At 42.0% G+C, this 9,130-nt stretch carries 10 protein-coding genes and 1 pseudogene; 7 read left to right on the top strand and 4 right to left on the bottom strand.

The features are described 5' to 3' along the window. The 4 genes and pseudogenes from CXF82_RS09990 to rnd all read left to right on the top strand — a co-directional run. Positions 1-303, top strand: a pseudogene (locus CXF82_RS09990) (methyltransferase); the annotation flags it as partial. A gap of 7 nt (positions 304-310) precedes the next feature. Continuing rightward, positions 311-1,204 (top strand): alpha/beta fold hydrolase, encoded by an 894-nt coding sequence (locus CXF82_RS09995; RefSeq protein WP_101091856.1) that lies wholly within the window; start codon positions 311-313, stop codon positions 1,202-1,204. A gap of 167 nt (positions 1,205-1,371) precedes the next feature. Continuing rightward, positions 1,372-3,045, top strand: coding sequence for a long-chain-fatty-acid--CoA ligase FadD (gene fadD / locus CXF82_RS10000; RefSeq protein WP_101091857.1), 1,674 nt, complete (start codon positions 1,372-1,374; stop codon positions 3,043-3,045). 112 nt (positions 3,046-3,157) lie between these two features. Then, the gene (rnd, locus tag CXF82_RS10005) at positions 3,158-4,267 is read left to right on the top strand and encodes a ribonuclease D (RefSeq protein ID WP_101091858.1); all 1,110 of its coding nucleotides are present in this window, start codon (positions 3,158-3,160) and stop codon (positions 4,265-4,267) included. Positions 4,268-4,454: 187 nt separating this feature from the next. Here the strand turns inward: rnd and minE are convergent, their stop codons facing one another. From minE to minC, 3 genes are read right to left on the bottom strand one after another with little or no spacing between them, the layout of a single operon-like run. Continuing rightward, a complete protein-coding gene (gene minE / locus CXF82_RS10010) occupies positions 4,455-4,715 on the bottom strand; it encodes a cell division topological specificity factor MinE (RefSeq protein ID WP_101091859.1) in 261 nt (86 codons plus the stop codon). 2 nt (positions 4,716-4,717) lie between these two features. Continuing rightward, positions 4,718-5,527: a septum site-determining protein MinD gene (gene minD / locus CXF82_RS10015; RefSeq protein ID WP_101091860.1), complete on the bottom strand. Its 810-nt coding sequence runs from the start codon at positions 5,525-5,527 to the stop codon at positions 4,718-4,720. A gap of 25 nt (positions 5,528-5,552) precedes the next feature. After that, the gene (minC, locus tag CXF82_RS10020) at positions 5,553-6,218 is read right to left on the bottom strand and encodes a septum site-determining protein MinC (protein WP_101091906.1); all 666 of its coding nucleotides are present in this window, start codon (positions 6,216-6,218) and stop codon (positions 5,553-5,555) included. 119 nt (positions 6,219-6,337) lie between these two features. Here minC and CXF82_RS10025 point away from each other — a divergent pair, with 119 nt between their 5' ends. The 3 genes from CXF82_RS10025 to CXF82_RS10035 all read left to right on the top strand — a co-directional run bounded on the left by CXF82_RS10025 (position 6,338) and on the right by CXF82_RS10035 (position 8,265). Then, positions 6,338-6,619 carry a YcgL domain-containing protein gene (locus tag CXF82_RS10025; RefSeq protein ID WP_102044122.1) on the top strand — a complete coding sequence of 94 codons (282 nt, stop codon included), beginning with the start codon at positions 6,338-6,340 and terminating at the stop codon, positions 6,617-6,619. Positions 6,620-6,691: 72 nt separating this feature from the next. Further along, positions 6,692-7,651 carry a lytic murein transglycosylase gene (locus CXF82_RS10030; protein ID WP_374702329.1) on the top strand — a complete coding sequence of 320 codons (960 nt, stop codon included), beginning with the start codon at positions 6,692-6,694 and terminating at the stop codon, positions 7,649-7,651. 173 nt (positions 7,652-7,824) lie between these two features. After that, positions 7,825-8,265 carry a YcgN family cysteine cluster protein gene (locus CXF82_RS10035; RefSeq protein WP_102044123.1) on the top strand — a complete coding sequence of 147 codons (441 nt, stop codon included), beginning with the start codon at positions 7,825-7,827 and terminating at the stop codon, positions 8,263-8,265. Between the two features lie 116 nt (positions 8,266-8,381). Here the strand turns inward: CXF82_RS10035 and CXF82_RS10040 are convergent. After that, a partial coding sequence (locus tag CXF82_RS10040) for a lytic transglycosylase (protein ID WP_145991679.1) occupies positions 8,382-9,130 on the bottom strand: 749 nt, incomplete at its 5' end.

A 9,130-nucleotide genomic window follows, 5' to 3' on the forward strand; every position in this document is an offset into this window, starting at 1 on the left:
GACTCTGCTTATAAAGTGCTTAAGTCAGGCGGAACTTTCGGTATCGTTGAACATCGATCGAACCCTGGTATGGATGCTAAAACGGGTTACATGGATCAAGCGGAAATGATAGCGCTGGCTAAAAAAGCGGGATTTACATTTGTTGAAAGCTCAGAAATTAATGCTAATCCTAAAGATACAAAAGATTATGCAAAAGGAGTTTGGACATTACCACCGCGCTTAGCGCTTGATGATCAAGATAAAGATAAGTATCTCGCCATTGGTGAAAGCGATAGAATGACGCTCAAGTTCACTAAAAAATAATTATAATATGGATCTGTCCTGCGAAAAAGAAAACGAAATAACAATTCAATTACCTCATATTACGTTAGCAGCGAAAGTATGGGGCACGCAGGACAAGCCATTAATATTGGCTTTGCATGGTTGGTTAGACAACGCTAATAGTTTTCTGCCGTTAAGCCGTTATTTAACCAACTACCAAATAATGGCGATTGATTGGCCTGGTCATGGATTATCTGAGCACCGACCAGGTAAATACCCGCTGCACTGGATTGATTACCTCTACGATTTAGATGCATTGTTAGATGCACTTCCCCAACATCAACAACCCGTTGCGATTTTAGGACACTCTTTAGGAGGGATTATTGCGTCAGCCTATACGGCTGCATTTCCGAATAAAGTGGGTCAATTGATCCTTATTGAAGCCTTGTCCCCGCTTTATGAAAAAGAGAGTAAACTTAAGCAGCGGCTCAACAATAGCTTTGTTGCACATCAGCGTTACCGACAAAATAAGCTAAATAATTCCAGCACCTATAAAGATATTTCTGTCGCTGTCAATGCACGCCATAAACTTACTGCTTTAGATGTGGCATGGTGCGAAATTATCACTCAACGTAATATGAAAGAAATTGATTCTAGAGTATGCTGGCGCAGTGATCCCCGCTTAAAGTTAGATTCCCCATTAAGACTCGCTTACACCCAAGTTGACGCATTAATGCAAGAACATGAAGTCGAAACATTACTTGTTTTGGGCCATCAGGGATTTTCCCAACTGAACAGTGCAATACCTACTGCTCAACGTTGGTTTAAACAGCTTGAAGTCATGGAACTTGAGGGAGATCATCATCTTCATATGGGTAATGCGAAAGAGGTTGCTTTAGCAATTGAATTATTCTTGGCTGCTAAAGGCAAAAAAAGAGACTAGGTTTTTTGTTTTATTTATGTGATGATAATCAAAATTTAAACGCTTGTATGATTTATTGGCGTTTCTTATAAATATAAAGATTTAACAGTGTTTAGCTTGTTTATTGGCAAGCTGCAAACGACCGTTGAGGTATTGTTTCCATTAGGTGGAAATATTAGGAGATTTTTGTGGACCAACTTTGGATTGATAATCTACCAGACGATGTACCTTCTGAAATAGATGTGGAGCAATATGCTTCGCTAGTGGATCTATTTGAAACATCGGTTTCTAAATATGCAGATCAGCCCGCATTTGTAAATATGGGCGCGACCTTGACGTATCGTAAACTGGAAGAGCGTAGTCGAGCATTTGCGGCTTATCTGCAAAATGAGTTAAAGCTAAGTAAGGGCGACCGTGTTGCTATTATGATGCCTAACTTACTGCAATATCCCATCGCTTTGTTTGGCATATTACGCGCAGGTATGGTTGTGGTTAACGTCAATCCACTCTACACACCTCGTGAGCTCAAACATCAACTGACGGACTCTGGCGCTAAAGCGATTGTGGTTGTATCTAACTTCGCTCATACGTTAGATAAAGTGGTTGCTGAAACACCCGTCGAAAGCGTCATATTAACGGGGTTAGGTGACTTACTCAGTGCGCCTAAACGTACCCTGGTCAATTTTGTGGTTAAGTATATTAAAAAGATGGTGCCTAAATACCATTTGCCACATGCCATTTCGATGCGTAAAGCCCTTTCAAAAGGGCGTCGCTTACAATATGTAAAACCCGTTGTGAAAAAAGAGGACTTAGCCTTTTTACAATACACCGGTGGCACTACGGGTGTCTCTAAAGGTGCGATGTTGAGTCACGGCAACGTGGTGAGCAACTTACTTCAAGCTGATGCTTCTTATGGGGCGCTGCTGGTTAATGGTAAAGAGTTTGTTGTTACCGCACTACCGCTTTATCATATTTTTGCATTAACCGTTAACTGTCTGTTGTTCTTGCATAAAGGCGCAAATAACCTGCTGATCACTAATCCAAGAGATCTACCAGCCTTTATTAGCGAACTTGAAAAACATCCATTTACGGCATTAACAGGGGTTAACACGCTATTTAATGCATTGGTTAACTCAGAAGCGTTTACTAAGCTCGATTTCAAGGACTTAAAACTGTCTATTGGTGGCGGCATGGCGGTACAGCGTGCAGTCGCAGACAAGTGGCAGGGGATCACTAAGACACGTTTACTAGAGGGTTATGGCCTAACAGAAGCCTCACCATTGGTGACATGCTGCCCTTATAATCTGGAAGGCTACAATGGCTCTATTGGTTTCCCTGTGGCTAACACTGACATCCAAATTAGAGATGATGACGGTAAAGTGTTAGCACAAGGCGAGACGGGAGAGCTATTTGCCAAAGGTCCACAGGTGATGGTGGCTTATTGGAACCGTCCTGAAGAAACCGCTAATGTCATCGATAAAGGGGGCTACTTAGCCACTGGTGATATTGGTTATATGGACGAGAAAGGCTTTTTCTTTATTGTCGATCGTAAAAAAGACATGATTTTAGTTTCAGGGTTTAATGTATTCCCAAATGAAGTTGAAGAGGTTATTGCTCTACATCCTAAAGTCATCGAAGTCGCCGCTGTGGGTGTACCGCATGAAGCTTCGGGTGAGCTGGTGAAAGTATTTGTGGTGACAAACGATAAATCTTTAACCAAAGAGGACATTATCAAGCATTGTCGCGTACATTTGACGGGATATAAAATTCCTAAGCTGGTAGAATTTAGAGATGAATTACCCAAAACGAATGTAGGTAAGATCCTACGTCGTGAATTAAGAGATGAAGCTAAGAACGATTAGCACTCTTGATCATTAGTGGTAATCGCCACTTTTTATAAACTAAAGCCGGCATATGCCGGTTTTAGCATTTCTAGACCGAATTCAGGTTATTTCAGGATTTTTGGAGAAGACTTTGTTAGCGTTTCAATATATTGACGATGATGCCAGTTTAGCGGCGCTCGTAGCGCAATACCGTGAAACCAAGTTACTTGTGATAGACACTGAGTTTGTAAGGACTCGCACTTATTATGCTCGCCTTGGGCTTATTCAAGCTTATGACGGTAAAACGTTAGCATTAATCGATCCCGTTGCAGTCAGTAACCTTAGCTTGTTCTGGAGCTTGTTAACCGATGACAATATTATCAAACTGCTCCATTCTTGCAGTGAAGATCTAGAGGTCTTTGCCAATAATGGTGGCTGCCAACCTAATCGTCTGTTTGATAGTCAAATAGCAGCAGGCCTTTGTGGTATGGGGTATGGTTTAGGTTACGCCAAATTGGTAGATCAAACTCTTGATATAAAGCTGGATAAAGGTGAGTCTCGCACCGATTGGTTGAAACGTCCTCTAACTGAAGCTCAATTAAGCTACGCTGCGAATGATGTCTATTACTTGTACGAACTTTACCCTCAGTTAGTCGAAAAACTTGAGTCTCAGGGAAGATTAGATTGGGTTTATGAAGATGGAGAGCGGATGACGTTAGGTCGACTTGATGCTCCCGCTCCAGAAGTGGCTTATCTTAAAGTTAAAAATGCATTTCAGTTGTTGCCTCGGCAGTTAGCCGTATTGAAAGCGTTAGCAAGTTGGCGTTTAAATCGAGCGTTAGTTAAAGATTTAGCATTAGGCTTTGTGGTTAAAGATCATGCTCTGATTGCTTTGGCGAAAAAGATGCCGAAAACGTCTAATGAACTGTATAAAATGACTGAGGTTACAGAACAAGAAAAACGTATTCATGGTAAAGATATCTTAAATATCATCGAAAACGTTAACTTTGACGACCTCCCTAAAGCATTGGATGTTTTAGCGCTTAAGACGGGCTATAAAGCGGCCTTTAAGAGTATTAAACAGTGCATAGCTGAACAAGCTGAAGCGCAAGATGTACCGATTGAGCAACTTGGTTCGAAGAAATTGATCCATGAATATCTGGAATGGGTATGGGATGGCAAAAAAGGTAAGCTGCCTTTAGTATTAAGTGGCTGGCGTAAAACGGTGGTTAGCGACGCACTTAACGCGCTTGCGTTGTAGAGCGTTGCGTTATATCAACAGCTCTGCTCAAGAGCTTTAGTCTCAAATATTAGACTGACAAAAAAGCCCGCATATAGCGGGCTTTTTTTATCTGCTAAAAGTGACTTTTATAGGTCACCTTAAATCAACGTGGAGCGATAAAAGCGCCGTCACATAGCCAAGACATGCCGGTTGCACCTTTTACTCGTTATCCTTGATCTGGCAAGGTTACATTGAGTTCTAATACCGATAAGTTGTCGTCATTTTGATCAAGTTGCACTGACACTTGATCGGCTCCTACTTTTACGTATTTGCGAATAACGTCGATGATCTCCTGCTTCATTTGCGGGAAATAATCGGGTGCATCGCGTTCACCACGCTGGTGGGCGACAATGATCTGCAAACGTTCTTTGGCGGTTGCAGCAGTACTCGGGGTCTTCTTCGTTTTAAAATAATCAAGTAATGACATAATTAGCTACCAAAAATTCGTTTCAGGAAACCTTTCTTCTCTTCCGTAATAAATCGGAAAGGCACTTCTTCACCAAGCAATCGCTCTACAGCATCGCTATAGGCCATACCAGCATCGCTCTCTGTATCAATAATAACAGGTACACCAGAATTCGACGCTTTTAATACAGCTTGTGATTCAGGGATAACACCTAATAGCGGGATGGCGAGGATCTCTTCAACATCCTCCACACTGAGCATTTCGCCAGTCTTGACACGAGCTGGGGAGTATCGAGTCAGTAAAAGGTATTCTCTTACTGGCTCAAGTCCTTCTTCAGCCCGCTTAGACTTGCTTTGCAACATCCCTAGAATACGGTCCGAGTCTCGAACCGAGCTTACTTCTGGGTTAGTGGTTACAATGGCGATATCCGCGAAGTAAAGCGCCATCATGGCACCTGTTTCAATACCCGCCGGAGAATCACAAATGATATAGTCGAAATCTTTCGCTAAGTTATTAAGTACCGTGCCCACACCTTCTTTGGTGAGCGCATCTTTATCGCGCGTCTGAGATGCTGGTAATACAAATAGCTTAGGGCAACGTTTGTCTTTAATCAGTGCTTGGTTTAGATTTGCTTCACCGTTAATGACATTAACGAAGTCATAAACGACACGTCGTTCACAACCCATAATTAAATCTAGATTACGTAGACCGATATCAAAATCAATGACGACGGTCTTATGACCTTTTAATGCAAGGCCGGTGGCAATAGCTGCGCTTGTGGTTGTTTTCCCCACACCGCCTTTTCCTGACGTGACAACAATTATTTGCGCCATTTGTTATTCCTTTTTATTTGCGCTCTTACAGAGGCAATGATTCAACCGTAAGCGATTCGCCCTCTAGGCGAATACAACCGCTCTGAGCGGCTCCGTTTTGTTGAAGATTTTCAGTTAACCAGTATTGACCTGCAATCGATACTAGTTCAGCTTCAATTTTTTGCGCCATTATCACGGCATTTCTATCACCCGCGGCGCCAGCCATTGCTTTTCCTCGCAGCGTGCCATAAATATGGATACTGCCATCTGCTATCACTTCTGCACCATTGCCTACAGCACCTATCACAATCAAGTCACCGTTTTTAGCATAGATCTGCTGACCTGAACGGATGTTTTGTTTGACGATTTTGGTGGTTTTTGGCATCTGAGGTTGGTTAGAAGCTGCTTTGCCTGATTTAATAATGGCTAATCCTATTGATTTAGCCATTTCGTTAATTTCAGGCAAGGCACTCGTGATCCCAACAATAATAAGCTGGCGGCTGGTTAAAATTTCTTTCAAGCCTAATAAGTCGAAATTACTCGTTTTAATGGCACTTAAATTAACCACTAAAGGCGCACCAAGAAAAAACTGAGGTGCAATAGCAAGTTTACTGTCTAACTCCGCTGTTATAACTGCCATATCCTGACTATTAATATGCAGAACAGAGAGAGTAAAAGAGGAGCCTTTTAATTCGAGGCGGGGTGTTTGCATTCCTGTATAACTCTCTAGAAAAGTCAGCGTATCGCTGATATCCATTATATTCCTAACAGTCCATGTTATAGTGTGTGGCATAAGCTGGCAAGTTGAATAGTCTGGAAATCGAGTCGTATATGATCTGTGCTGTATATAAAAGTTTAAGAAAAGCGGATAGCTATCTTTTTGTTGAAAAACGTGATCATTTTGAACGCGTTCCTGACGCCCTAATGGAGATGTTTGGCGTACCTAAATTAGTGATGATGTTGCCGCTGGTAAAGCGCGATCATTTAGGTTTTGCTGATATCAAAAAAGTGGAATCCGAATTAAATGCCAAAGGATTTTATTTACAGCTACCGCCACCTGTGATTAATTTGTTAGAACAACATAAGAAAGATATTGGTTATAACCCTGATTAACAGCATTTAGTCAGGACAAAGGGAGTATTTATGCTACTGAATAAACAGGCTTTTACATTAACGTGTGGGTTAATGCTCTCTTTTACTGCGATGGTAAGTCATGCCAACACTACCGATAGAGGTAGCTTTAGCGATTATGTTGCTCAGCTAAAACAAGAAGCTGTGGAGCAGGGCGTTAGCACACAGATCATTGATGATGTTTTTCCCAAAATCAAAATGTTTAAGAAAGCGGTAGCCTCTGATAAAGCACAACCGGAAACAAAGTTAACGTTAGAGACCTACCTTCCAAGAGTGGTTCCTGCGTGGAAAGTTGATAAAGCACGTAATTTGTTCAAAACTCATCAAGTAGAGCTTGAGCGCATTGGTAAGCTATACGGCGTGCAACCTCGATTTATAGTGGCTTTGTGGGGAGTAGAGTCAAACTTCGGCAAGTTAACCGGTAATTATCCAGTGTTATCGGTAACAGCTTCATTAGCTTATGAAGGTCGCCGAGAAGCCTTTTTCAAAAAGGAATTTTTTGCAGCGCTTAAAATCGCTGAACAAGAGCAGTTTTCCTTTGAAGAGATGAAAGGTTCTTGGGCTGGGGCAATGGGGCAAACTCAGTTTATGCCCACCTCCTTTTTAGCTTACGCTCAAGATGGCGACGGTGATGGTAAAAAAGATATTTGGAACAACGCCAGTGACGCGTTTGCGTCCGCAGCGTATTACCTGCAGCAAGCCGGTTGGAAAGAGTCTGAAACGTGGGGCCGACAAGTTAAAGTCCCTGATACATTTGACAATACCCTGGCAGATTTAGCGGTTAAGAAAACATTTTCACAATGGCAAACGCTAGGTGTTAGACGATTTAATGGTAGCGATCTTCCCAACCGAGATGACATGATGATCTCTATGGTGATGCCAGATGGTGCGAAAGGTCGAAAATACTTGGTATACGATAACTATCGCGGATTACTACGTTGGAATAAATCGAACTACTTTGCCATTTCAGTGACTTATCTTTCAGAAAAAATTAAGTACCCACCGATCAGTTAACGGTAATATAAAAATAGCGGCTTTTAAGCCGCTATTTTTGTATGCGCCACATATAAGCCAAGTGTCAATTTAGCTAAGCAAACCTATTTTTATGGCTTGAACTGTAGTGCAAGAGAACATATTGCTGGTGTACAATAGCGTCTCTTTGAGCAGAATAGAGTTAACGATTTTAGATGGCATTTTGGAATGAAAAAACACTAGCACAGATGAACACAACGGAGTGGGAGTCATTGTGTGATGGCTGTGGTAAATGTTGCCTCAATAAGTTGATAGACGATGAAACCGAGGAACTTTATTACACCAACGCCGGGTGTAAGCTATTAGATGCCAAACAGGGTCATTGCCAGAATTATGAGCAACGTTTCAGCTTTGTTCCATCTTGTACCAAAGTTACCATCGATAACTTGGCGATGCTAACTTGGCTACCCGATAGTTGCACTTATAAACGTCTCAATGAAGGGCGTGGTTTGCCTACTTGGCATCCGTTAAAGACAGGCTCAAAGGACGCGATGATCGCAGCGGGAATGTCAGTTGCGGGTAAAGTGACTTGCGAAAGTAAAATTCGTTATATGGAAGATCACATCGTTATTTGGCCAATGAAAGATGTAGATTGAATCATCTATATTGACCAGGTAAACAAAAATGCCGATAAGTTAAACTTATCGGCATTTTTGTTTTTCGAACTTAGTGGACGGTCTCAGTGCTAACGTTCAGAGTTAGCTGAGCTTATTTATGCTCTCACTTTTGTCATATCGACATATAATTTAAGCGTTTGTCCTGGCTGAATATACTTACTTTTCTCAAGTGAGTTCCAACGCACAAGATCGCTTACCTTAACGTTAAACTTGCTCGCAATTCTCGCTAATGAATCACCGCTACGCACTTTATAATTAATCGTACGCATCACTTCACTTAAGCCTTGCTTACTGGCCGTGCGACTTCCAGTCCAAATCGCCAATTTTTGACCAATTTGAAGTGGATCTTTGGGCGCCATGCTATTCCAACTTGCCAGTTGTGATATTTTAACTTGATGTTGCTTGGCTATTTTCCAAAGTGAATCACCTGATTTTACTTTGTATGTTAGCTTCTGCTGCCCACGAGTCTTGTTTTGCTTACGGTTTTTACGCTGATCAGCTGACAGTAAATACTCATCTAAATTCTTGGCTGCGACAGGAATTAATAGAAACTTGCCAGTGACAATGGTATTGCCATTGATATTATTGACTGATTTTAACGCCGACACTGTAGTGCGATAACGCTTGGCGATCAGGCCCAAGCTGTCACCTGATTTTATCTTATAACGCTCCCAATTTAGCCTGTCGCTAGTTTGGGTCTCGCTTAGGGCAATTTTAAACGCCGCCGCTTTTTCAACGGGTAGCACCAAATTGTGTGGGCCTTCAGGCGCGGTTGCCCAGCGGTTAAATCCTGGGTTGAGCTTATGCAGTTGGGAAGTCGTCATATTGGCGAGATCTGCAGCAA

The sequence above is a fragment of the Shewanella sp. GutDb-MelDb genome, from assembly GCF_002836075.1.
Classification (GTDB): Bacteria; Pseudomonadota; Gammaproteobacteria; order Enterobacterales; family Shewanellaceae; genus Shewanella.

Coding starts and splice junctions, on each gene's coding strand:
- CXF82_RS10025 (WP_102044122.1), top strand. CDS start 6,338: ATGATCTGTGCTGTATATAAAAGTTTAAGAAAAGCGGATAGCTATCTT.
- CXF82_RS10035 (WP_102044123.1), top strand. CDS start 7,825: ATGGCATTTTGGAATGAAAAAACACTAGCACAGATGAACACAACGGAG.
- CXF82_RS09995 (WP_101091856.1), top strand. CDS start 311: ATGGATCTGTCCTGCGAAAAAGAAAACGAAATAACAATTCAATTACCT.
- CXF82_RS10030 (WP_374702329.1), top strand. CDS start 6,692: ATGCTCTCTTTTACTGCGATGGTAAGTCATGCCAACACTACCGATAGA.
- minC (WP_101091906.1), bottom strand. CDS start 6,218: ATGCAAACACCCCGCCTCGAATTAAAAGGCTCCTCTTTTACTCTCTCT.
- minD (WP_101091860.1), bottom strand. CDS start 5,527: ATGGCGCAAATAATTGTTGTCACGTCAGGAAAAGGCGGTGTGGGGAAA.
- minE (WP_101091859.1), bottom strand. CDS start 4,715: ATGTCATTACTTGATTATTTTAAAACGAAGAAGACCCCGAGTACTGCT.